General features: G+C 48.4%; 22 protein-coding genes. 6 read left to right on the forward strand and 16 right to left on the reverse strand.

Translation table 11 applies throughout. The features are described 5' to 3' along the window. Positions 1–4: 4 nt before the first annotated feature. Together MKY86_RS17890 and MKY86_RS17895 are read right to left on the reverse strand one after the other, a co-directional pair. Positions 5–733: an SDR family oxidoreductase gene (locus MKY86_RS17890; RefSeq protein WP_076083316.1), complete on the reverse strand. Its 729-nt coding sequence runs from the start codon at positions 731–733 to the stop codon at positions 5–7. A gap of 112 nt (positions 734–845) precedes the next feature. Beyond that, the gene (locus MKY86_RS17895) at positions 846–1,769 is read right to left on the reverse strand and encodes a helix-turn-helix domain-containing protein (RefSeq protein ID WP_076083313.1); all 924 of its coding nucleotides are present in this window, start codon (positions 1,767–1,769) and stop codon (positions 846–848) included. 270 nt (positions 1,770–2,039) lie between these two features. Here MKY86_RS17895 and MKY86_RS17900 point away from each other — a divergent pair, with 270 nt between their 5' ends. Together MKY86_RS17900 and MKY86_RS17905 are read left to right on the forward strand one after the other, a co-directional pair. After that, positions 2,040–2,393 (forward strand): hypothetical protein, encoded by a 354-nt coding sequence (locus MKY86_RS17900; RefSeq protein ID WP_076083310.1) that lies wholly within the window; start codon positions 2,040–2,042, stop codon positions 2,391–2,393. A gap of 253 nt (positions 2,394–2,646) precedes the next feature. Then, positions 2,647–3,552, forward strand: coding sequence for a S1 family peptidase (locus tag MKY86_RS17905; protein ID WP_076083307.1), 906 nt, complete (start codon positions 2,647–2,649; stop codon positions 3,550–3,552). Between the two features lie 89 nt (positions 3,553–3,641). Here the strand turns inward: MKY86_RS17905 and MKY86_RS17910 are convergent, their stop codons facing one another. From MKY86_RS17910 to MKY86_RS17920, 3 genes are all read right to left on the reverse strand, one after another. Next, positions 3,642–3,989 (reverse strand): hypothetical protein, encoded by a 348-nt coding sequence (locus MKY86_RS17910; RefSeq protein WP_083685609.1) that lies wholly within the window; start codon positions 3,987–3,989, stop codon positions 3,642–3,644. A 101-nt stretch (positions 3,990–4,090) separates the two neighbouring features. Further along, positions 4,091–4,387, reverse strand: coding sequence for a hypothetical protein (locus tag MKY86_RS17915; RefSeq protein WP_076083301.1), 297 nt, complete (start codon positions 4,385–4,387; stop codon positions 4,091–4,093). A gap of 42 nt (positions 4,388–4,429) precedes the next feature. After that, positions 4,430–5,002 (reverse strand): TetR/AcrR family transcriptional regulator, encoded by a 573-nt coding sequence (locus tag MKY86_RS17920; protein ID WP_076083298.1) that lies wholly within the window; start codon positions 5,000–5,002, stop codon positions 4,430–4,432. 156 nt (positions 5,003–5,158) lie between these two features. Here MKY86_RS17920 and MKY86_RS17925 point away from each other — a divergent pair, with 156 nt between their 5' ends. Further along, the gene (locus tag MKY86_RS17925) at positions 5,159–6,145 is read left to right on the forward strand and encodes an NADP-dependent oxidoreductase (protein ID WP_076083295.1); all 987 of its coding nucleotides are present in this window, start codon (positions 5,159–5,161) and stop codon (positions 6,143–6,145) included. Positions 6,146–6,201: 56 nt separating this feature from the next. Here MKY86_RS17925 and MKY86_RS17930 read toward each other — a convergent pair whose 3' ends face one another. From MKY86_RS17930 to MKY86_RS17955, 6 genes are all read right to left on the reverse strand, one after another. Then, positions 6,202–6,513: a DUF6756 family protein gene (locus tag MKY86_RS17930; RefSeq protein ID WP_076083292.1), complete on the reverse strand. Its 312-nt coding sequence runs from the start codon at positions 6,511–6,513 to the stop codon at positions 6,202–6,204. A 60-nt stretch (positions 6,514–6,573) separates the two neighbouring features. After that, positions 6,574–7,191 carry a CPBP family intramembrane glutamic endopeptidase gene (locus tag MKY86_RS17935; RefSeq protein ID WP_076083289.1) on the reverse strand — a complete coding sequence of 206 codons (618 nt, stop codon included), beginning with the start codon at positions 7,189–7,191 and terminating at the stop codon, positions 6,574–6,576. A gap of 230 nt (positions 7,192–7,421) precedes the next feature. Continuing rightward, on the reverse strand, positions 7,422–8,648 hold the full coding sequence (locus MKY86_RS17940) for a glycoside hydrolase family 5 protein (protein ID WP_076083285.1): 1,227 nt from the start codon (positions 8,646–8,648) through the stop codon (positions 7,422–7,424). Between the two features lie 577 nt (positions 8,649–9,225). After that, positions 9,226–11,529 carry a glycosyl hydrolase gene (locus tag MKY86_RS17945; RefSeq protein WP_076083279.1) on the reverse strand — a complete coding sequence of 768 codons (2,304 nt, stop codon included), beginning with the start codon at positions 11,527–11,529 and terminating at the stop codon, positions 9,226–9,228. A gap of 476 nt (positions 11,530–12,005) precedes the next feature. Continuing rightward, on the reverse strand, positions 12,006–12,587 hold the full coding sequence (locus MKY86_RS17950) for a hypothetical protein (RefSeq protein WP_340827300.1): 582 nt from the start codon (positions 12,585–12,587) through the stop codon (positions 12,006–12,008). 174 nt (positions 12,588–12,761) lie between these two features. Then, positions 12,762–13,937, reverse strand: coding sequence for an MFS transporter (locus MKY86_RS17955; protein ID WP_076083276.1), 1,176 nt, complete (start codon positions 13,935–13,937; stop codon positions 12,762–12,764). Between the two features lie 130 nt (positions 13,938–14,067). Here MKY86_RS17955 and MKY86_RS17960 point away from each other — a divergent pair, with 130 nt between their 5' ends. Together MKY86_RS17960 and MKY86_RS17965 are read left to right on the forward strand one after the other, a co-directional pair. Further along, complete coding sequence (locus MKY86_RS17960; protein WP_076083340.1) at positions 14,068–14,979, forward strand: LysR family transcriptional regulator; 912 nt, start codon at positions 14,068–14,070, stop codon at positions 14,977–14,979. 37 nt (positions 14,980–15,016) lie between these two features. Further along, positions 15,017–15,856: an Rpn family recombination-promoting nuclease/putative transposase gene (locus MKY86_RS17965; RefSeq protein ID WP_076083273.1), complete on the forward strand. Its 840-nt coding sequence runs from the start codon at positions 15,017–15,019 to the stop codon at positions 15,854–15,856. A 73-nt stretch (positions 15,857–15,929) separates the two neighbouring features. Here MKY86_RS17965 and MKY86_RS17970 read toward each other — a convergent pair whose 3' ends face one another. From MKY86_RS17970 to MKY86_RS17990, 5 genes are all read right to left on the reverse strand, one after another. After that, positions 15,930–16,781 (reverse strand): MurR/RpiR family transcriptional regulator, encoded by an 852-nt coding sequence (locus tag MKY86_RS17970; protein WP_076083270.1) that lies wholly within the window; start codon positions 16,779–16,781, stop codon positions 15,930–15,932. 61 nt (positions 16,782–16,842) lie between these two features. After that, positions 16,843–17,904 carry a DUF871 domain-containing protein gene (locus MKY86_RS17975; RefSeq protein ID WP_340827303.1) on the reverse strand — a complete coding sequence of 354 codons (1,062 nt, stop codon included), beginning with the start codon at positions 17,902–17,904 and terminating at the stop codon, positions 16,843–16,845. A gap of 19 nt (positions 17,905–17,923) precedes the next feature. After that, positions 17,924–19,342 (reverse strand): PTS transporter subunit EIIC, encoded by a 1,419-nt coding sequence (locus MKY86_RS17980; RefSeq protein ID WP_036733397.1) that lies wholly within the window; start codon positions 19,340–19,342, stop codon positions 17,924–17,926. A gap of 26 nt (positions 19,343–19,368) precedes the next feature. Then, complete coding sequence (gene murQ, locus MKY86_RS17985; protein WP_036733394.1) at positions 19,369–20,256, reverse strand: N-acetylmuramic acid 6-phosphate etherase; 888 nt, start codon at positions 20,254–20,256, stop codon at positions 19,369–19,371. 246 nt (positions 20,257–20,502) lie between these two features. After that, complete coding sequence (locus MKY86_RS17990; RefSeq protein ID WP_076083264.1) at positions 20,503–20,973, reverse strand: copper amine oxidase N-terminal domain-containing protein; 471 nt, start codon at positions 20,971–20,973, stop codon at positions 20,503–20,505. A 146-nt stretch (positions 20,974–21,119) separates the two neighbouring features. Between MKY86_RS17990 and MKY86_RS17995 the strand changes: the two genes are divergently transcribed. Next, positions 21,120–22,091 carry a helix-turn-helix transcriptional regulator gene (locus MKY86_RS17995; RefSeq protein ID WP_076083261.1) on the forward strand — a complete coding sequence of 324 codons (972 nt, stop codon included), beginning with the start codon at positions 21,120–21,122 and terminating at the stop codon, positions 22,089–22,091. Positions 22,092–22,192: the final 101 nt, after the last annotated feature.

Below are 22,192 nucleotides of genomic sequence, written 5' to 3' on the forward strand. Positions count from 1 at the left end.
CTTTTTACCAAGCCACAACTCCATGCTCATCAAAAAAGCCGCCAGTTGGACCATCACTAGCTATTGTGGCAAGCTCCACTACAACGGAAGCTGCTTGTTCGACTGAACGATAGCCACTATTACCATTTAGATCGGTAGCTGTAAATCCAGGGCAAACGGAGTTGATTTTAATAGGAGAATCGCTTAATTCTTTAGCAAAGGAAACGGTTAAAGCATTTACAGCCGTTTTAGAACTATTGTAGGCGAGTGAATTCGCCTTATAAAATTCCGACGTTGAGTCTGAATTCAAGGTTAAGGAACCTAATGCGCTGGAAAGATTAACGATTCTTCCGGCAGAAGAATTTCTGAGCAATGGAAGCATTGCTTTAGTGACAGAAAACACACCGAAAACGTTTGTCTCATAGGTACTCTTGAGAACAGACAATTCCAGTTCACTTGGAGTGGTGTTTTCTTCGAAAAACACGCCTGCATTATTAATCAAGATATCAAGCAATCCATACTCTTGCTCAATCCATTCTGCTGCGGAGAGAACGGAGCTGGGGTTCGTGACATCAAGAACCACTGTTTTAGCTTTAATGTTCTCCTTTTCCAATAACGTTACGGCCTCATGTCCTTTATTTTCGCTTCTTGCTCCTATTATAATCTCATACCCCATATTTCCCAATTGTCTTGCTGTCTCAAAACCGATACCTTTGTTTCCACCTGTAATTAATACGATCTTAGATTTATTCATAAAATTGCCTCCTTACATTCTTGTTTTAATACGGCTGCGTTTACCGCATGAGATAAGAATATCAGGGAGACGAATAAATTTCTTTGCCTACAAGCTCATTCTATTTGTTTATTTAGCTCATTTTTAAGCCCCTATAGTCATCCTTCTTCAACCTTAGCTGCCGTCTAAACTCTGACGGTGGAAGTCCGAATCTTTCCTTGAATACTTTGGAAAAGTGAGTGATATTTTCGAATCCGGTCGAAAAACAGATATCCGTAACAGATAACGCTGTTTCCGCTAACAGTTCCTTGGCTTTAACCAGCCTTCGATTGCGAACCCATTTGAGCGGGGAGGTGTTGTATATTGCTTGAAAATCTCTTTTGAACGTCGCCAGGCTTCTGCCGGACAAATAGGCCAGGTCGTTAAGAGAAACGGGATTCATGAAGTTCTCCTCCATGATCTTTGTGATGCTGCCACTGTCCTTGCTTATGGGTTGGATCATTTGATGCAACAAACGATCATTCGAATCTGCTATGTGAAACAGCAATTCCATCAGTTTCACACGAACCAGTCCATCTTTGACTTCGTTAGGGTGCTCGAAATAGGGTTTTAACGACTCGATATAGCTTCCAATGCGGTCATTGATCGGAAAGACTGTTATCGGAACAACCTCATTCACGGGACAAACCGGTTTTAAACCGGCGAATTTGAGGAATTCATCTACTATCTTCTCGTTCAGAAAAAACATCATATAGTCGAGGATGTAATCGGAATCGGGTTCACCCGCTTTCTCGTATTCGACTCCCATTGATTTATGAATAAACATCATTTCGTTGCTCCGCATCGTATATTCTTGATCACCGAAGCGAACTGTATAGACACCCGACTTGATGATTAGCAGAAGATGATCCTGCAAAAAAAAGGTTCCTTTTATGCCTTGCGTGTAAAAGCAGAGTTCGATAACGGACATCCCTTCCAGCTTCAAGCTCCCTTTTTTATTCGGAAACTTTACCAGTTCATTAGGCACCTTGACCATTTTGCTTGATCTCATAGTCATGGACGTCCCGCCCTACTTGTACCTGCGATTGCTCTAGTTTCCAATTCTTGATCATCCTTTCGGTTATGCCAGTCTGCGCTTACGTTTCAACACTTATCCTTTTAGTATAACTGGAACCCGGCGCGAATACTTTGCTGAAAAGCTCAAACGACTTGTTCATTTAGCTCCAAACGAGCAAGTGCTATAATAGAATGAAAATAAAGGATTAGACTGTGAAAATGTGGGTATGTATTGTTATCACTAACCAGCACAAAAGGGGAGAAATAAAGCATGGGAGTTTCTGTTTATTACACTTGTACGAGAAATCATAACCTTACGGGCAGTGAGGAGCAGGAGATCAGGGCCATCATTGATAAATACAATGCGGGTTTTGAATTGAAGGATATTGGAGAAACATTTTATGTTTATGACTATGATCAGGATGAACCAACGGTGATCTTTGCAGGTTCGACAAAGCTGCCCCTTTCAAATGATTTTGAAGATACATTGAATGCGCTGTATTATTGGTTGGCCTGTTTGACGAATATTAGAAGAAGTATTTCTAGTGGGGATTGGCATGTGCATCTAGATGATACGGATGCTGTTTGGGATGAGGAAACAGGTTGGCAAATGCCAGAAGGTTAGTATTCTAAGGTGGAACAATCTTTTATTACCCAATCTTTTCCCCACAGGACTCTATTTAATGATTGTTATCCCATCAATATTTATTGCTACGGAAGCTGGAAGAGTATAATTTATCCCCTTTTCTTAAGAGACGAAATGCGATTGGAGTCAAAATCGTGTTTCGTCTTTTTCGTATGCAATCTTAGATATCCGCATACTGACCGTCACAACATGTCTCACTCCTCAATAGTATAAAACTAAAGGGGGAGTGATTATGACTCGGTGGGTTAGCAGATTCCTCTCAAGCATACTGGCTGTTGCGGTTCTAACATTGGGCATGCATATAGCTGCTGCTTTTGCCGTCAGCAAGGTGTCCATTACATCCATGACTGTCACCAAATCCGGCATTACGGTTAGTCCTTATAACAGTAACCCGGCATTATCCAAGGAGCAGCAAGACAAAGCGTATCGTAATTACAAAAATCTGACACGCGTCGTGATGATAGAAAAGTATGTACTGTCCAGTCAAGGAACCAAGACAAAGATAGGCATTGGTGCAGGCTTTATGTTACCCGGCGGATACATTGTCACTAATAATCACGTGGCCCCCGCCAGCTATAATGGGAAGAAATTACGCTTCCAAATTACCTTTTATGCGCAAAAATCGGACGGGTATCTGCTTGGCTCACTAGTAGCTACAGATGTGAAGGAAGACCTCTCCCTGCTGAAGATTGACGCTACAAAAATCCCCAAGACCTATCAAGACAGCTATTTCAAGGAGTTCAATCTTGTGCCAACAGCCAACGAAAAGGTGACCGTTATCGGGCACCCTACCAAGCCAACAGGAAATTTAGACACTGTGACTACCAAGAGGTACACCTGGACACCACTCTACGGAACATTCACCGCCGATGATGTGGCCGTTATCCGCAAATCGAAAAATGCATCAACACCCGATGTGTACACGCACTCCATGGAATTCAATGTGCAGACCTGGCCCGGAAATAGCGGCAGTGCAGTCATAGATTCGAGCGATAAAATAGTAGGCGTAATCTCCTCCACCATCCTTGGTGAACCCCGGTCCTTTGCCACCAGTTCGAAGCTTATTTTACAGTTCATAGAGAACAACGATTTGTCTGAAGCCATTTTTGGACACGCCGTAGACGGAGGTCAGAGTTAGTTAAATGTATAGATCAAAAGCGGGACTCTTCATGAGCCCCGCCTTCTGTGTTTATAAGTATGTGGCTGTGGAAGACTGCAATGGATGCATTATTTCTTTTTGGGTGTTACGGTGATCTTGCCGGCCGATTTGGAAGGTGTCACAGCTTTGATTACCGTTTTGTGTTTGGCATGTGCGGCTACTGTCTTTACTGCTGCTTTGTGCTTGGTTGGTGTTGTAGCCTTGACCGGACTCTTAGTTGTTGCTGTACTCTTCATAGAGGTTACTGCTTTGGCAGGAGTGGAACCTTTCACAGGAGTTACCTTGGCTGGGGTGGCAGATTTCACCGCTGGTGCAGTCACCTTCACCTCTTTCACTGATTTTACAACAGGGGCCGTTGCTGCGAATGCGCTCGTTGAGCCGCCCACTACACTCACTACTTTACTCTTCTTGTCCATTTGATCATTTCAATCACCTCTTCCTTGAAAGTATCTTCATCTTAGCAGGCGATTGCGGGAATTCTGTGGAACAAGTATGAGTAAAGTATATGAAAATGGCATCATAGAATGTGAACGGTGGCAACGTCCTTTCCTGCCCACAGATTGAAGCTGTAACCTGGTACCCACAAATGCCAAGGTGCGGCGTCAGCAAAAAAGGCCACATCCGCATACGTATCCCAGGTGCCCTCCACTTGACTGATGATCCTGAACAATACGGTCCAGGTATCCCTATGCATGACCCTGTCTATGATCTCTCCATAGTGCACAACGATATCGCGTATCCATTCATCTCTCGAAAAGCTGCTCGGGTCCCGGTACCATGTTATTAGAGCTTGCGCGTGCCTTATGTCGTCCATAGGGTTGCCTCTTTTCTAATCAGTTTCAATTTTCAAATTTATTCAATACATTCCCATCCCATTCATTACATAAGGACGAACGATATCTACAAGCACATCGGTTTGATTCTGTTCCCCGGCATTTAACCAATAATGCGCAGCGCCATAGATGGCTGAACCTGTCATGGCCGCCATGATTTTGATATGATGCCTGTCCACCCCATGGCGGGTATCGCTTTTCAGAAAAATGCTTTCTATGGTTTGCTGCAGCATTTTCTTTATTTTGTCATCGACCAGCTTAGCCATTGGATGGGAATCTATTCTGCAGATCCGATAAAAATCCGTGATATATTGATGCGTCATTATGATCAACTGATCACATATATCGTCCGTGAACTCCTGTGCATTCACCACTAGCTCAGGAATCCTCTCATAAAACGCCATTTCTGTAACTTCGTCCAGCAAAGCATATTTATCTTCAAAATGAGCATAAAAGGTGGCACGGTTAATGGTGGCTTCCTGAGCGATATCTTTGATGGTGATTGCATCAAATCCTTTTTTCTGCAACAAATCTCTGAACGCGGTTCTAATTAACTGTCTTGTACGCAATACTCTAGGATCTTCCTGATTTACCACTTCTATATCTCCTTCTTAAACATCAATGATTACAATGTGTTGCCTATGCAACGTTCCTCTAACTCTGCCGGTTGAACTCTCCAGCACGTAATATTATCATCTTATCAAACAGGTGTTGCTTAAACAATTAGTGTTCAATTTACGAGGAGGATCATCATGAAAGCTATTGCTTTGACAAGCTTTGGAATTCCCGAAGCGCTAGAAGGACTGGAAGTACCCGTTCCCGCACTCACCGACACACAGGTTCTCGTCGAAATGCACACCTCATCCATCAATCCCGCAGATCATCTGTTTCGCAGCGGCGCAATTCTTCAGAGTCCGATGGCTGATAAATTTCCGGATCAATTTCAATTGCCGCTTGTTCTTGGTAATGAAGTAGCCGGCATCGTTAAAGAGGTTGGCAATAAAGTGCGGCATTTCAAGCCCGGGGATCGTGTTATGGGTATGGTTCAGAGGGGTTCCTACATGGACTATGTTGCCGTAGAGGAAGATCTATTGGCCGTAATTCCTGATAGTCTCTCCTTCGAAGAGGCTGGCGCCGCGCCTACGGTTGCTCTGACCGCTTGGCAAGCGTTGTTTGAGCATGGCCAGCTTCAACCGGGACAACGCATCCTTATTCAAGCTGGTGCCGGAGGAGTGGGACATGTGGCGGTCCAGTTGGCTAAGCAACATGGAGCATATGTTATCGCAACCGCGAGGGACTATAATCATAATTTCGTCAAAGGACTTGGTGCAGACGAGGTGATCGATTATACGAAAGCCGACTTCGCCACCCAAATCACAGAGCCTGTTGATATTGTTGTGGATTCCGCTATGGACCCATCCACTTTCGGGACAGGGTTACCGGGAGACATCGGGAAGAAAAACTACTCGGTCATCAAGGATGGCGGCACCTACATTTCAGTGGTGGCCTTCGCGCTTAATCAACAACCGAAGGTCCGCGGCATTAACGCCTATTTCTTCCAGGCAAGACCTAACCGTAGCGATTTTGAATCCATCGTTCGTCAGATGACAGAGAATAAATTGACTATCCATATCAATGAGGCTTACCCCTTTACTGCTCAAGGCCTGCTCAAGGCATATCGCCAAAGCGAAGAGTCAACCAAACGGGGGAAAATCATCATATCGAAAAATCTTGGATAAATGCCATGACTGGTGGAATGGGGAATGTGTAATCTGCATGAAGAAAGCTCTATCCCCTAAGGGTTAGAGCTTTCATATCTCATCCATCGATCAATGATCGGCTGGCCGCTCAGGTGGAGCATGTCATGGTGATCTTCGCAGAGTAGCCAATGAAGCTTTTTGGAGATCAGGTAATATTCATTGAGGCGGCATAACTCAGGGATCACCTGGAGAATCGTCGCCGTCTTCCCCTCATAGAGCCACAGCTTATCATACCGGTCCTCGGCAATGAACCAGATGAATTCTTCTTCGATGATGTCTCTTAGTTTGGAGTAATCCTTGTCCACGAAGCTGGCGCTAATCTCTGCCCGGACAGATAGGGAATCCACATCTGCACCTTATTTCCAGCTGCTCGGATGGACTTCACTAGTACTTTGACCTCCATTCTGTTATCCCTTCTCCCCTCTCATCTGAATCACCTTATATTTGAACAGCAGCGTAATCCCCAGATTCATCAGAAAATGGACAAGGATCGGGACCAGCAAATTATGCGTCTGCACATAGATCCAGCCGAAGACCAGACTTGGGATGGTGATGTTCAGCAGCATTAGCGGCTTGCTGTAGTACTGGACATGCATTCCCACAAACAGCACCGTGGTGATTCCGATGGCGAGCCAGGGCTGGGGAAGGTAGAGATTCAATACATTTTGTATAATTCCCCGGAACAGAAGCTCCTCAAATAAAGCCCCTGCCAATGTAAAGCATACAATCGCAGCGAGCGAATAGTTCTGATAGCTCTTGTTCGTCTCGTCAATGTAGCTGGCAGGCGTAAGCAGGGTCAGGATGATACCGAACAACATCAGACTGATGAATGGAAGGACAACGTACAGCGCCAATTGCAGCGGATTATCAAAAGATAACAGGTCCTGCAGGGTCAGGACATCGTAGATGACAAGGGCAAAGATAACGGCAGCACTGATCAGGGCGAAAGCGAGGAAGACCAGAACAGCGTCTTTCGGCTTGAATTCCTTTTTGGCTTGTTGCGGGGTGTAGGTTGAATGATCCATGACTTCCTCTCTTCTCCTCTTCTTGAATGACTATGTAAGTTACAATCTTCAAAAGCAAAGATAACATAACAGACATTATTACCACAAGAATGAGCCTGTTACGCGCCGCACAGAGGGTAAGATCTTCAAGACTTATCTTCTTCTTCAGCACAAAAAGCTCCCGTGATCGCCACAGGAGCCTCCTTCATCTTTTTGCAGATCATGTTATCCGCCGCTTCACGCTGAACAGCTTATTGCATCCCTTGCATAATGGCATTGATAATGCCTTGCTGGGTGACAGTGTTGTTATAACGGTTGAACAGGGCGAAGCCGTGCTGGCCGTTATAGCCATTGTCCCAATAGACGGGCACGGCCTTGTACTTCTTGGCGGTTGCGGTTACGGCTTTGGCATAGGCGGCGCGGTAGATATTATTGCTTGAATCGTAGGATGATTTGTCAATGGAACCGAATTCTCCGATCACCACCGGATAGCCCTGAGTCGTGAATTTATTGTACATGGATTGGAGCTGCGAGTTCAGGTAATCCTCCTGTCCCCAGGTGGATTTCTTGGCAGGGTTCGTCGCTGACGCTCCCCACTGCGTGATATTCCCTGATTCCTCACCGGCAAAATCCCAAGGGGAATAGTAGTGGGCGGAGATCATGATTCTTTTTTCCGAGCTGGGTATAGTAGATGATCTGTAATTGTCGGTAGGAAGTACGAAGCCGTAATTGCCCGCCGTGTAGTCGATATTCGTATTCCAGCCCGGAATCAGCAGCCATCTGGCACTATTGTTGCCGCCTGTCTGTCTGACCGTATCCACGAAGATCTGATTATAGGCGTTCAAGTTGGCATAGTAAGCCAGATTCGGATTGTTGTAGTTGCCGTCAAACACCTCGTTCATCGATTCCAAAATCAGCCGCTCCCCATAATTAGCGAACTTATTCGCGATCTGCTGCCACACCTTCTGGTACTTCTGCTTAATGGCCGTCTGGTTGCCGCTGTTCACCAAAAGCCAGCTGCCTTGAACGGAATTGAAGCCGTCCCCGTGAATATTAATGACGACATACAGGCCTTCATTGTAGGCGTAATCCACGACTGCTTTCACACGGTCCAGCCATGCTGAGTTAATCGTATAGCCGGGGGCGCTCCCGATATAATTCAGGTAGGAGACGGGGATGCGGATCGTTTTGAAGCCTGCTGCCTTGACTTTTTGAATCAACTGCGGCGTAATGGTTGGGTTATTCCAGGCAGTCTCGCTGGGAATCCCGTTCACCGAAGCTTCGAGCGAGTTGCCCAGATTCCATCCCGCACCCATCTCGCTGACAATCTGCGAAGCCTGCAACGATCTGAAGTCCGAGGTCAGCGCGGCTGACGCCTCTGCCGCAGATGCGCGGGAACCCGTGCTGCCGAGCAAGGTGGAAGCTAGTAATACTAATGCTAGGCTGTAGACTCCGTATTTTTTGATTTTGGCTAACATATTAGAACCTCCGTTCCTTAGATTGAATTCTAACGATCAGGCAAGACACAAGCAGCGCTATGGAAATCCCGAAAATCAAAATGTATCCATTATAAAACAGAGTATTGGTATACTGATTAACCCAGCAGAAACGAAAGACTACGGAATCTTTATCATTTGTGAAGCCGTTTAAGTTTTGTTTTAATGCACTGATTTTGTTTAGTTCACCAAATATCATGAGCACTAAAGTGACAAGCGAAAGAAATGGAATAACTATTGTTGAGAATTTCCTGGGCAGGTTTCTTAGATAGTCAATAGATTTCAAAACCAGGTGTATGAGGAAAATCGCAAGCAATATCAGACTCAGGATCAGAACTACTATTCCGGGATTCCCGTTGCCTGATGTCCCTTTTCCAAGTCTATATTTAATAGTAGTAATATCGACCACAAAAATACAAAGTACGTTTAACGCCAGCAGTATTATTGTTGACCCATACCTTCTTTTCAGAATAACACCTCCGGTAAAATGTATTCCCCGCCAAATTACATCATTTCATTAATTAGCGGAGAATGGGTCAACAACTGCGTTGGAGGGTGCTTAAGGCTCCATCCCCCACACCAGCTGCCCGTTCACATACCCAGTAACCTGCTCGTGATCGGCGAACTGGGTACCGGCGGCGCGGAAGGAGTAATCGTTGGCCTGATTGTAGCCCGACCAGTTGACCTTAGCGAAGCGGGTCTGGATCTCGGCGCTCTGGCCGGGGTTCAGGGTGCCCGCAGCGCTGGTGAAGCCAATCTCCAGAGCATAATCGGCACCGGCAGCCGGGGTGTCCAGCTTCACGAAGGTCCCGGTAACGTTGGCATTTCCGATGCTGGCCCAGTCGGTCCAGAAGCTCTGCTGCTGCTCGCCGTCAATCGTGTAGTAATACCGGAGCTTCACATCGCTGAGCTGAACCGGTTCATTCCCGGTGTTGATTACTTTGAATTTGGGAGCGATTCCGTTGGTCGAGGCACCGGTGCTGCCGTTGTAGGCCTGGATGGTCAGCTCTCCTGACGGCGCAGGGATGTTACTGTCTGTAACATTAATAGTGAGAACCGCATTGCTCCCTCCGCTGAATTGAAAAGTGATCTTCTGCTGGCCGGGCGCCAGCGTGGCAAGATACGCCTGTGATAAGACCACAGCAGTGCCGGTTGCCGTATAATCCTGGCCGGACTGAAGCGTGTAAGTCCCATTCTTCAGGCCTGTCAGCTGATGCCCGTTCAGGGTAAGGGCTACGGTAATGTCCTGGGCAGGATTATCTCCTAAGTCAAAATCAGCATTTACGGGTGAGATCACCGCACTTGGATTCGGCTGGTTCCCGTTCAGATCAGGCAGCTCGTCCAGCGTAATGACATAATCACTCTGGTACAGGGTGGTCAGCGTAGCCGGATAATTGAAGGCCGTACTCATCAGATGCTCACCGTACCATGGGAGGAAGTAGAGCCAGCCTGCTTTTTCATCGGTCAGATTCTGCACACTGGGAACGGTGTCGTTCTCGGTCATGGCTACCATCTTCTTGCCGCCAGTCAGATCCACCAGCTGATAAAAGGTCGAGCTAATCGCGTCCTCATTCGGCACGCCGGACAGTCCGTCATAGCGGTTGTAGATGGTGTTGTATTTATCGTAGCCGACAATATCCACCTGATCATCCCCTGGATACCAGGCCGGAGAAGTGCTGTACACATAACTGTTATAGGTCCAGATCAGATTGTGCAGGCCGTAGGTCTCCGTAAGCTCGGTATAGAGCTGATCCCAGAGCTGCTTGTACACCTCCGCACCTGCCGAAGCCCACCAGAACCACGCGCCTTCCCCGTTCAACCCGCCGTTGCCTTCTGCCTCATGGTAAGGACGGAAGATTACGGGAACATTGTTGTCCTGCAGAATCTGCAGTTGCTCTGCCAGATCCTGAATGGCCAGTTGCAAGTATTGGTACTCTTTGGTCCCTGGAATCACAGCATTAGCGGTATTGAAATTGGTCTCGGTCGGCTTGTAGGTGGCTTCCTTCCAATCGACAAACTCCCCAAGCTGATAGGCGGTGAAGTTACGGGGAACGGTAAGATGCCAGCTATTGGTCGCAATCCCGCCCTTGTTATTCACCCAGTCGATCATGCGGGCGGTAGTGCCGTCCTCCCAGCCATACAGCGGATTATAGTTCATGAGGTCGAACCCGCGGACTGCCGGATATTTGCCGGTCAGGTTGTGAATCCAGTCGAATTCCAGCTCGGAGTTGCCGTCATTCCCTCCGCCGTAGATCTCCTGCTGGCCCGAGAGCATGTGCTTCCCGTACACCTCCGTCAAATAATTCATCAGGAGCTGCGTTTCGGGCGTGGCCTGAGCGTCAGAGAGAACGGGCTGCACAATCAGGGGGTCCAGGTTCGCATGATCCACCGTTAAGGCGTCGAAATAAGCGAATCCCCAGCCTGCTTTGACCTGAATGGTATTGCTGCCTTGATTCAGCTTGTGATAGCCGAAGTTGAAATCCTTCCACGTAGTGGTGTAGGGCAGCATGTACGAACCCTTCGCAGCACCGTTAACGATTAATGCCTGCTGTCTGCCATCCGGGCTCAGCTCCTGCATATAACGGGTCGAGATCGTATACATGCCGGTTGCCGGGACAGTTACAGTGTAGGTTAGCGTACCCGAGTTCTGCATCCAGACAAAACCGCTTCCCGAATAGCCGGGCTTCGGCGTTCCGTAAATCTGGGTCGTCACTTGCAGATCCGGGGTGAGCTGGGCATCCTCGCTTTCGATGGTGATCAGTGCAGGGTCAGCGTGGGCGGTACGCGGCGGTGCCGTCAAGCCTCCAAGCAGCAGTGTGCAAGCGAGCAGCATGGTTCCTGTTCTTTTGAGCCATTTCTTCATTTTCTTCCTTCCTCCCCATGAACAAAATGGTAAAACCTTGGTTAACCTATCAGATCATGGTTGCGCTTTCATAGCAAAGATAGCATGTATTCCATAATTTGTAAATACAAATTAGCAAGTATGCTCAACGGGATGAATTGCAGGAGGAATGGAAGGTTAAGTTCATCGTGCGGTGAGAGAATGAGGAGGGAATCTAGTGGAAAAAGTACAACTAATCGAGCGTCCATGACGTACTTGGGGGTAGCAGTTGGATAAACTACACTTAATTTGTCCAGATTCAGCGGATTTCATAGAATACGTGGAACTAAGTGCCTTTTTTCCAACTGCTTCTTGAAAAGGGAGCGGTTTGGCCGAAACAAGTGCTCTTTATCCAACTGCTATGTTCTCTAGTGTGTCGGTTGCAGGGAGGGCAGCTCTCCGGCAGCTCTCCGCGATTCTAACGAAAGCTTGTCCTACCAGAATCAGCCCTCCCCTGCTCATGGTGCAAAAACCTCCGGGTTATCGCTCCGCCAAGCGCCGATGCAGCCGATTAGGCAGGCGATATAGGTTCGTAGCACTCTACCTTCTCTGCTATACTCGTATTCTAATGCGATGTTTATTCCCTCGCCCCGCCAGGCGATAATGCGGCCGGAAAATCCGGGCCATTCACATTCTTCGTCCAGCTGCGGATGGCCATAGGCCGCGATCGCTTCCTCAGGCGAAGAGTTCATCGTAATGTCCTCAGGTAAAATGACGGGATAAGGCACTTCGTTCTGCTTGCCCGAACCAGGGGGAAGGAAGTGAATAGCGCCGATGATCCATTCATCGGGCTTCGTATACTGTAGTCCGGTCAGCTCATTGATTTTGGGTATACGGTAGAGATCCATCCTCAGAGATGCTTTTGCGCACGGGATCATGGTGTCGTTGAAATAGCTCTTCGGCGCAGGCATTCGCTTAACGCCATAGGGCTTAAGCACGGCTTGGACCCTCTTGGGGTCATACGGCTGGCCCAGCATGCCGATAAGCTGAACGGCCGGCTCTTCCACCCTATCTACATCCACATTCATATTCATATTCATATTCATGTCCTCCTCTTCACCTGACTTGTACTCTGGTCACCCGTTCCCATTATAACAAATAACGCACTCCCCTACATATCTCAAGAAGTGCGTTAACGTTTCATTTTCTGTTCTTTAACACTCAGCTTCCGGTGGACAGTTACTTGGCTTTCTGGAACTTCAGGCCGTCGGCATTCAGCTCGAAGCCGTACTCTTCCTTAGAGCGTTGCCCTCGCGGGAGCTTCTGCCTATCATCAGTTGTACCGCGATCATAAGTACAGTGATCACAGCCATGCCTATCAGCGCGGGCTGGAATGAACCCGAGGCATCGTAGATACGGCCAACCGCGAGCGGTCCCAAAGCTCCGAGAAAATACCCGCCCCCCTGATTAAGCGACGACCAGGAACTGGCCTCTTCCGCCCGCTCCGTCATTAAGAGCGGCAGCATTAGAGCCAGCGGGAATAATCCGCCAGCGCCAATGCCGAGCAGCACTGCGCTCAGCAGCGGTGAGGCTGAGCCCAGAAGGAGCAGCAGTCCGCTTAGCTCGAACAGACTGCACAGCACAAGCCATAACGTGCGCCGCTGGAATCTGGCCACAAGGATGGGCACGAGGATACTTACCGGAATCTGTATCAAGGTGAACAGTGTGAGCAGATTGCCCGCTTCATGCTTGCTATACCCCATGGATGCTGCCACCGGCGCCAGCCAGGCCGTCAGCGAATAGAAGATGCTCGCCATAAGACCGAAGAATATGGTCAGCAGCCAGGCTCTGCCGTTAGCCAAGGGCAGCCGGGCATGTGCAGTCTGCTCCTTCAGCGGCTTGGACCGCGCGGCAATCCTCCACCAGACAGGGAGAGCGGCGAGCGACAAGAATGCCCATACCGCCAGGGACAGCTGCCAGGAATTGTCCAGCCAGGTATAGACCGGAACAGCCAGCCCGGCTGCGAGTGAAGCACCCATCACCATTGAGGCGGAATACACACTGACCATAGCCGAGCGGCCGGGAAAATAACGCTTAATGAAGCCGGACAGCAGCGGTCCGGCAATTCCGATCCCTACGCCTGCTGCCAGCGCCGTCAGAATGAGACCGGCGGATGAAGACAGGAACCCGCGTGCGGCTGTCGCCGCCCCGATCAGCACCATAGCTCCGAAGATCGTGCGCTCCAGACCGAAGCGCCGGCTGATGCTCACGGCAAGGGGTGCGAATATCCCCATACACAGGACTGGCAGTGTTGTCATCAGACTGGCCTGCAGGCTGTTCATCCCCAGATCACTCTGAATGTTACCCAGCAGCGGTGAGACCGAAGTGATTACCGGACGCATATTTAATGAGGCTGCCAGCAAGGCAACGAATAATAGTAAGAAAGGCATTTCCATCACTCCATATCAGTATTTTGTATTTAGCCTGAGTATACGGCGATGTCATATATTGATCAATACTATTGTTTGTATTATTATAATAGCAATTGACTATGATCTTATCCTGAAAGAAGTGAATTTCATGGAAACCCGCCACCTGCACTATTTCATGGCCGTCTGCGAAGAACTGCATTTCACACGTGCTGCTGAGAGGCTGGGCATCAGCCAACCGACACTAAGCCAGCAGATTAAAGTACTGGAAGGTGAAATAGGCATGCCCCTGTTCGACCGGATCGGCAAAAAAATCGCTCTTACCGAAGCGGGGGCCCTCCTAAAGGACTACGCAGCCCGGATGATTCAGAATGAGCAGAATGCCAAGGCAGCGATTAATGAGCTGCGCTCCGACAACCGCGGCATGATCCGGCTTGGGGTGCTGCCCTCTGACCTGGACTACCGCCTAACTCCGATGCTGGTTAAATTTCATTCCGATTTTCCGAATATCCGGCTCCAGGTCTTCGCTTCAACGCTTATTCAGCAGGAGGTGCTGGAGAACAAGCTGGACATCGGCATCTGCCTTCCGGGTCCGCGTGATTCCATGCTGACTCAAGTGGACCTGGGCTGGGAGCCTTATCATCTGATTGTCCGCGAGGATCATCCTTATGCCGCCATGAGCCACATTGAGCTGTCATCACTTGAGCAGATCCAGCTTGTAATGTACCCGCGCACCTACATCGGCAGAGAGCTGGTGGAGAATACCTGCCGGGAGGCAGGCTTCGGACTGGAGCCGATCATGGAGACCGGATCAGCCACCTCGCTGCTTCAGCTGGTCAAGGCCGGGATTGGCGGCACCATACAACCGCGCGGACTGCTTGAGGGCATGGAGAACAGCGGACTTTGCTCCATTCCGATCCTGAATACCGCCCCCTGCCGCAACCTCAGACTGATCTACCGGGCCGACCGCTACATCAGCCATGCCACCCATACCTTCATCAACAGCCTGCGCCGGTTCCTGATCGACAATCTCCGGCTTGAGGACGGGGCTCAGAACCCTTGAAAAATGATATAATAATATTGAATGGAGTTGATGGCCGATGGAATTACTGGACCCGCGTGTGGATTTTGTATTCAAACGGATATTTGGCAGCGAGAACAACAAGGATGTACTGTTGGCATTTCTTAACCGCATTTTTACCGAAGCTGGCGAGCCGCCGTTGACTGAGATTATTTTAATGAATCCATATACGGATAAAGACGATCCATTGGATAAACAATCCATCTTTGATGTTTATGCCAGGACGTCAGATGGTAAACTGATTGATATAGAGATGCAGCTGTTTAATAAGTACGACATAGAGAAAAGAACGCTTTTTTATTGGAGCAAACGTTATGCGAGTCAATTGAGTGAGGGAGAGAAGTATCCAGAGTTGAAGAAATGCGTAACGATCAATATTTTGAATTATTCGTTCTTGAAAAATGAGCAATATCATAACGTATTTCATCTGCGGGAAGACCGGACAGGGATATCCTTGATTGACGACATCGAGGTTCATTTCTTGGAATTACCGAAGCTAGATGAACGTAGTGTTCCATCTGGAGGTGGACTAATCAATTGGCTGTTGTTCCTGAAGGGTGCCGATACATCACACTGGGAGGTGCTGAAGATGAATGAGCCGGGACTGGAGAAGGCGATGGATACCTTGCAATATCTGAGTCAGGATTCAGAGGCCAGACGATTGTATGAAGCGAGACAGAAGTATTTGCATGATGAGGCCTCTATGCTGGGAAGTGCTAAATTGGCAGGTATGAAAGAAGGCATAAAGGAAGGTATAAAGGAAGTAGCGAAGAATATGCTTGACTTGAATCTGGACATAATGACCATTGTTAAGGCCACTGGATTAACAGAGCAGGAGATCAATGCGTTGAGAAAATAAAATATGGGAGCATCCTATGGCGGACACTCCCTTTCTATTTGCTATTTCATAGAGGTATTCATCTGGTTCAACATTAATCATTCAAAACTTCAATCATCTGCCTTGTCTTCGCCAGCTGCTCCACAGTTAAATCATGCTGGGCAGAAGCATATACGCTAAAGACAATATCAAGCACAAATAATTGGGCGAATCTTGAGCTGGTTGCCGCACTGCGAAGTGTGGCTTCCGGGGCACGTGATGTAAATAAAGAAACATCCGCCAGCTGGGAAAGCTTGTTATTTCCAGGTCGGGTAAGGCTGATTGTTCTGATCCCATGCTCCTTGGCCCGCTTGGTTAATTGAATGACCTCGCCCGTTTCCCCGCTATACGAAATCCCCCAGAAGACAGCATTCTCTGATTTCGTAGCCATAGCTGCCGCCAATAAATGACGGTCAGAAATAGCATATACGTTCTTGCCGAGCCGCAGCCATTTCTGTGCCGCATCCTCTGCAATAATGAAAGACGCCCCTATCCCATACACATAAATAACCTCTGCCTGCTGTAACAGGCTCACGGCCTGCTCAATCGAATGCGCGTCCAGTTGACTGGCCGTATTCTGAAAGGTCAATATGGTATTGGACAACATTTTATCAATGATAGAATGCACCGTCTCATTAGATTCAACATCAAAGTAGCCGACATAACTCGTGTTCTCTACTTCAGCGGATAACCGGATTTTGAGCGCGGGGAAGCCCTCGATGCCCAGCGACCGGCAAAAACGGACAACCGCCGCACTGCTCGCCTCCGCTTTAGCCGCTAACTCATGTATGCTCATATGCATCACTTCTTTAGCATTGGCAAGAATGTACTCCGCTACTTTTTTTTCCGATTCCGGCAGTTCATTTAAGACCAGTTCAATTTGAGAAATCATACTTCCTGCTGCCAAGTTCTAAACTCCTCTCCTCAGTCTATTCTCCTTATTGTAACAAAATAGAAGGGAGTAATCATTAAGTAGCAGCCGTGAAGCTAAACCGCCTTCCGCCTTGTCTGACGTAGTCCAATAGAGGAAGGTCCTCTTCTATCACATGACCAATCACATTAACCGCTTCATGTGCCGGCAGATCTCTTAGTGTGATCTGTAGCTCATGTTCATAACGGCCATACAAATAATTATCGACGGTAATCGTCCCTCTGGGCCGCTCGTTCGTATGCATGGGCGCAATACTTGGGCTTATTCCATAACGTTCCTGATCTGTCCGTGCACTCTCAGAGCGAATCACATCACGGGCAGCGTCCAAGCGGTTCCGGTGGACCTTATCCCATAAGGCATAAGGTAATTCTTGGGTTACCCGCAAAGGAATAACCCCTTCCTCATACCGCTGAAATTGAATCTGAGACCCTTCTGAGAGGGTTAAATCGCCAACGAAAATTTTGTCCACGGCACAATCTTGCTCTAATTCCAGGTAGGCCAGAAAAGAAGCTTGATTCCGGTGCTTCTCTAAGGTAGGCAGACTTTGAAATAACGGTTTTCTCTTCAGCCCGTCTCCCGGAATAAAGGCCATCGTCGTAATCCCTTCGGCTTGCAGCCACCTGTTCTTCGCTATGAACGATTCTTTATCCAGACCTGTCTCCGGGCGGGGGTAATAATTATGCCAGGCTTCAATGTTCTCAAGACAAATATGATGCTCTTTTAAGTCAGTCAAGAACTCTGGGGTTAAGGTGCTGGCATTTAAGGCAATTTTCAGTTGTTGTGAGTAGGCTGCAATTTCATCGGCGCTAAATCCAAAATCCATCCGCAAACCTGTAACACCAGCATCCAACAGAAAGGGAAATGAAAATTTCTCCAATGCTTTTCCGGAAATATCTGCCATCAGGTCCATTCCTAACCGCCGGGCAGCCTTTGCGATCTCCAGCAGCTTCTCCTTCAATGCTCCGAACTCATCCTCCGGCATATGAAGAGAGGTGAATATTTCGGTACAGCCTGCAGCCTTCATGTGTTCCATATACTTCACATTGTCTTCTAACGTGCGGTCCGCCGCAAAAATTGAAATTCCGAGCACTGGAATCACCTCAATATCTCAGAGTCGCTTAATCCTGTTCTGCCATAGCCTCTTTGGGTGTACCGAACAGATAAGTGGCAATGAATCCGCCAGCGTATGCTGCAATTAAGCCTATGACGTATTTCAGCCATAATCCATTCGCAATCAAGGGAATTAACGCAACCCCGGAAGGACCAATAGCAATGGCTCCAACGTTGCCGAATAAACCGATGACCGCACCACCAATCCCGCCGCCAATACAAGCTGTAACAAACGGACGGCCCAGCGGTAAAGTAACCCCGTAAATCAAGGGCTCGCCGATTCCCAGAATCCCCACCGGAAGAGCGCCTTTAATCATGTTCGTCAATGATTTATTCTTCTTGCAGCGAATCCATAAGGCGATGGAAGCCCCAACCTGGCCTGCCCCGGCCATAGCCAGCATCGGAAGCAGCAGCGTCATTCCTGAATCATTGATCATCTCAATGTGAATCGGCGTCAACACCTGATGCAGCCCTAACATAACCAGCGGTAGGAACGCTGTTCCTAATACAAAGCCTGAGAATGCTCCGCCCACTTCTAACGTCCAGTTAATCGCTCCGATTAGATTACTGGAGATGAATCCGGCGAACGGCATGATGAAAAAGATTGTAATCAGTCCTACGGCCAGCAAGGCAATTGTAGGGGTAACGATAATATCAACCGCATCAGGAATCACTTTACGCAAATATCTCTCCACGATGGACAGAATCCATACAGCGATGAGAACGCCAATAACCCCGCCTTGACCCGGTGTCAGAGGTGTACCCGTAAATATATTAGTAATGGTCAGGTCCGCTGTTACTCCTGTTAACAGCGTTACCCCGCCAATTACTCCCCCGAGAGCAGGCGTAGCTCCGAATTCTTTGGCAGCGTTAATACCGACATAAATCACCAGGTAACTGAAAATCGCATTTTTGATGACATTTAAGATCGTCACATATTGCTGCCAGGTTGCTGTGTCTAAATTACCCGCTGTCATATTGTTCGTCAGAATGGAGCCAATACCGGCAATTAATCCGGCTCCAACGAATGCAGGGATAAGCGGTATGAATATATTTCCGATCTTCCGCAAAAAGTTTTTGAACGGCGTATCATTCTTCTTTTTTAGCTGCGCTTTCATTTGTGCGCCTTTGGCCTGTAATTGTTCAGCCGAAGTTGACGGATCGCCCTCAGGACTGCTTGCTTCCAACACTTTACCGAATTCTTCAGCGACTTTGGTTACGATTCCCGGTCCGAGAATGACTTGATAGGTTTCATCATCCACTACTCCCAGAACCCCGTCGATTTGCTTCAAGTCCGCTTCAGCGATCCGGCTGCGGTCCACAACGGTTACACGAAGACGAGTCATGCAATGGGTGTACTCGGATACATTTGCACGGCCGCCGATGGCCCCTAATATGTTGACCGCTAAATCATGATATTTACTCATGTTGTAGCCCCCTTCTTCTTATCGTATTATTGAATCGCCTGACGGACGAAGCCTTGTGATGCTTCCAGCCGCTGCACAGCTTCTTCCTTAGTTAGCCCCGCAAGAATCATCACAATGGCAATCTTCGGCTTCTGATCTGCCTGCTTCAGAACACGCTCTGCCGTTTCAGCGTCACACTCTGTCGCATCCATCACAATCCGTTTGGCACGTTCTACAAGCTTTTCATTGGTCAGCTGTACATCCACCATTAAATTTCCATATACTTTGCCCGTACGAATCATCGAAGCGGTGGAAAGCATATTGCAGATTAATTTCTGCGAACTCCCCGCCTTCAAACGTGTTGACCCGGTTAACACTTCCGGTCCGTTTACGACTTCAATCGCAATCCCGGCAATTCTGCCAATCGCTGAATCTTTGTTGCAGCTCACAGCTACAGTGGGTGTTCCAATAGAATTCGCATATTCTAATCCGCCGATCACATAGGGTGTGCGTCCGCTGGCGGCAATGCCGACGACAACATCTTTGGCTGTCAGCTTAATATCCTGTAGATCCTGCACCCCTAATTGTTCATTGTCCTCCGCACCTTCGACGGCTTTGATAAAAGCTCTCTCTCCCCCGGCAATTAGCCCGATGACCTCCTCAGGTGCTGTTCCAAAGGTTGGCGGACATTCAACAGCATCCAGCAGGCCGATACGTCCGCTTGTTCCAGCCCCCATATAAATTAAGCGTCCACCTTGTCTGATCGCCATTGTAATCACTTCCACAGCTTCGGCAATCTGCGGAATGACTTGTTTCACAGCTTGTGCGACCTTGTGATCTTCTTCATTCATCACTTCCAGAAGCTCAAGCGGTGTTAACTCATCCAGGTTCATGGTCTTCTTATTGCGGGTCTCCGTTGTCAAATGCTCTAACATGATTTCCATCATCCTTTTCCGTTTATGAAATCGCTCTCTAAATGCAGAATACCATTACTGAAATATTATTTCAACATAATTATTATTTTATTAAAATTAAATATCAATAAGAAGTTGAACACATACAAAAACAAACCCCTGCGATGCACACAGGAGCTTGTTCATGTATCTTTCTTCTATATTTTCCCCTTTACGCCTCCAGCAAACCCCGCCTAACCGATATCCAACGGATCAATTCCGAATTCCTTATAGAGGATAGCTGATGAACGCTTCACGTTTATTGGCATTCCAGTCCATTGTGCCGCCAATGGCATCATTAACGAACCGCAAAGGTATGTATAGCTGCATATTCACCTGCTGGAAGGCAGCGGAATAGGTGATCTGCTTCCCGTTCACAGTGGCAATCCGGCTGCCGATCTTCATGCTGCCTGTCGTGAACAGGTTGTTAATGGTGATCATCCTCGTATGTTCATCATAACTAATTGTAGCCCCGCTGACATATAGCTTGTCCAGTGAGAGCATCACGGTACCATTCATCAGTGTGGCTCCCCCTGCGGAGGTAGTGATCGGCGAGTTATTCAGATAGATATGAATCGCGGGTAATTGGGCGGATTGGGTGGAACCGGAAGCTGCGGCAGTCGGGGCCGGGGAATGAGCAACACCCGTGACCAGAACGCTAAGACCAATAATCTGCATTATTTTTTTAAAAGTGATCATAAAGTGCCCCCTCCTCTCTCAGAAAATACCATATTCCACATCATAGCATAAAGCGGATGGAACAGCAGAATATTACATGGTAGACTGAGAAAAAAAGCCCGCAATTCATCAGTTGGATGAAAAGCGGACCTGGGAGAGAGCTTCAAATGGCAAAATGGGATAATATGCTGGCTATGCTATGGATGCTGCGGTCCGGCAAAAAACTCACTGCCGCACAGATTGCAGACAGTCTGGAGATCAGCGTCCGTACCGTGTACCGGTATATCGACGCGCTTGGCGCCAGCGGCGTCCCGGTGGTTGCCGAATCCGGACATGACGGCGGAGTCCATATTCTGGAGAGCTTCAGTGAGACGCCCCTGTTCTTCAACACGCTAGAGCTGAGGGCACTGGTAGATGCTTATAAATTCGCGGTAGGCGCAGGTTATCCATATGCGAAGGAGCTGGAGAGCGCCCTCAAGAAGGTGGAGAATGGATTGCACGAAGAACAGCGCCATGACTTGTCGCTGCTAACCAGCGGCCTCGATGTCATTGCCCCGTCCCGTCCGCCGTCTGTCGTCCCTTTGCTGCGGGAGCTGGAGCTGGCAGTGAAGGCGGGACAGACCATTCACCTCACCTACCGGAAAGAGAATGCTGCACAGGATGAAGAGCGCGAAGTCGATCCGTATGGTCTGGCTTACGACCGTTCGGAATGGTATATGGTTGGATTCTGTCACCGGGCACAGGCCATGCGGACCTATCGTGTGGACCGTATTGTCAATCTTGCATTAACGGAAGCCCGCTTCCCTAAGCCGGAGCCCTTCTCGGTATCTGCCTATTTCCGCAGCCAGCTGGAGCCGGAACATGAGGAAAACGCCCTTCTAGTCGTGATCCGCATCGAAGGGGAGCCTGATACGCTGAACAAGCTGTGCAGCAATTGGCATCTGCGGCACTATCTGACGGAACGGACCGACCGGGAGGCGCGGTTCCTGCTCGATGTTCCGTCCATGAACAAGTACCTGCCCAAGTATCTGTTAAGCTTCGGTACTTCCATTCGTATTCTGGAGCCGGTGGAGCTGAAGGAGCAGATTCAGGAATTGGCCTGTGCGATTAGCAGACATTACATGAACGATGCGGATTGAACTTTACTGGCAGCCGTAATTCAAAGCTCCCTTAAGAGGCCCCTGGTAACCTAAAGCAGCTCCTGCGGCATATTCGCTGCAGGAGCTGCTTTTTCACCTTA

The organism is Paenibacillus sp. FSL R7-0333 (assembly GCF_038000365.1).
Taxonomy (GTDB): Bacteria; Bacillota; Bacilli; order Paenibacillales; family Paenibacillaceae; genus Paenibacillus_AQ; species Paenibacillus_AQ silagei.

Bases quoted from the DNA above. Each gene is read 5' to 3' on its own strand.
- MKY86_RS17890 (WP_076083316.1), bottom strand. From the start codon at position 733: ATGAATAAATCTAAGATCGTATTAATTACAGGTGGAAACAAAGGTATC.
- MKY86_RS17895 (WP_076083313.1), bottom strand. From the start codon at position 1,769: ATGACTATGAGATCAAGCAAAATGGTCAAGGTGCCTAATGAACTGGTA.
- MKY86_RS17900 (WP_076083310.1), top strand. From the start codon at position 2,040: ATGGGAGTTTCTGTTTATTACACTTGTACGAGAAATCATAACCTTACG.
- MKY86_RS17905 (WP_076083307.1), top strand. From the start codon at position 2,647: ATGACTCGGTGGGTTAGCAGATTCCTCTCAAGCATACTGGCTGTTGCG.
- MKY86_RS17910 (WP_083685609.1), bottom strand. From the start codon at position 3,989: ATGGACAAGAAGAGTAAAGTAGTGAGTGTAGTGGGCGGCTCAACGAGC.
- MKY86_RS17915 (WP_076083301.1), bottom strand. From the start codon at position 4,387: ATGGACGACATAAGGCACGCGCAAGCTCTAATAACATGGTACCGGGAC.
- MKY86_RS17925 (WP_076083295.1), top strand. From the start codon at position 5,159: ATGAAAGCTATTGCTTTGACAAGCTTTGGAATTCCCGAAGCGCTAGAA.
- MKY86_RS17935 (WP_076083289.1), bottom strand. From the start codon at position 7,191: ATGGATCATTCAACCTACACCCCGCAACAAGCCAAAAAGGAATTCAAG.
- MKY86_RS17940 (WP_076083285.1), bottom strand. From the start codon at position 8,648: ATGTTAGCCAAAATCAAAAAATACGGAGTCTACAGCCTAGCATTAGTA.
- MKY86_RS17945 (WP_076083279.1), bottom strand. From the start codon at position 11,529: ATGAAGAAATGGCTCAAAAGAACAGGAACCATGCTGCTCGCTTGCACA.
- MKY86_RS17950 (WP_340827300.1), bottom strand. From the start codon at position 12,587: ATGAATATGAATATGAATGTGGATGTAGATAGGGTGGAAGAGCCGGCC.
- MKY86_RS17955 (WP_076083276.1), bottom strand. From the start codon at position 13,937: ATGCCTTTCTTACTATTATTCGTTGCCTTGCTGGCAGCCTCATTAAAT.
- MKY86_RS17960 (WP_076083340.1), top strand. From the start codon at position 14,068: ATGGAAACCCGCCACCTGCACTATTTCATGGCCGTCTGCGAAGAACTG.
- MKY86_RS17965 (WP_076083273.1), top strand. From the start codon at position 15,017: ATGGAATTACTGGACCCGCGTGTGGATTTTGTATTCAAACGGATATTT.
- MKY86_RS17980 (WP_036733397.1), bottom strand. From the start codon at position 19,342: ATGAGTAAATATCATGATTTAGCGGTCAACATATTAGGGGCCATCGGC.
- murQ (WP_036733394.1), bottom strand. From the start codon at position 20,256: ATGTTAGAGCATTTGACAACGGAGACCCGCAATAAGAAGACCATGAAC.
- MKY86_RS17990 (WP_076083264.1), bottom strand. From the start codon at position 20,973: ATGATCACTTTTAAAAAAATAATGCAGATTATTGGTCTTAGCGTTCTG.
- MKY86_RS17995 (WP_076083261.1), top strand. From the start codon at position 21,120: ATGGCAAAATGGGATAATATGCTGGCTATGCTATGGATGCTGCGGTCC.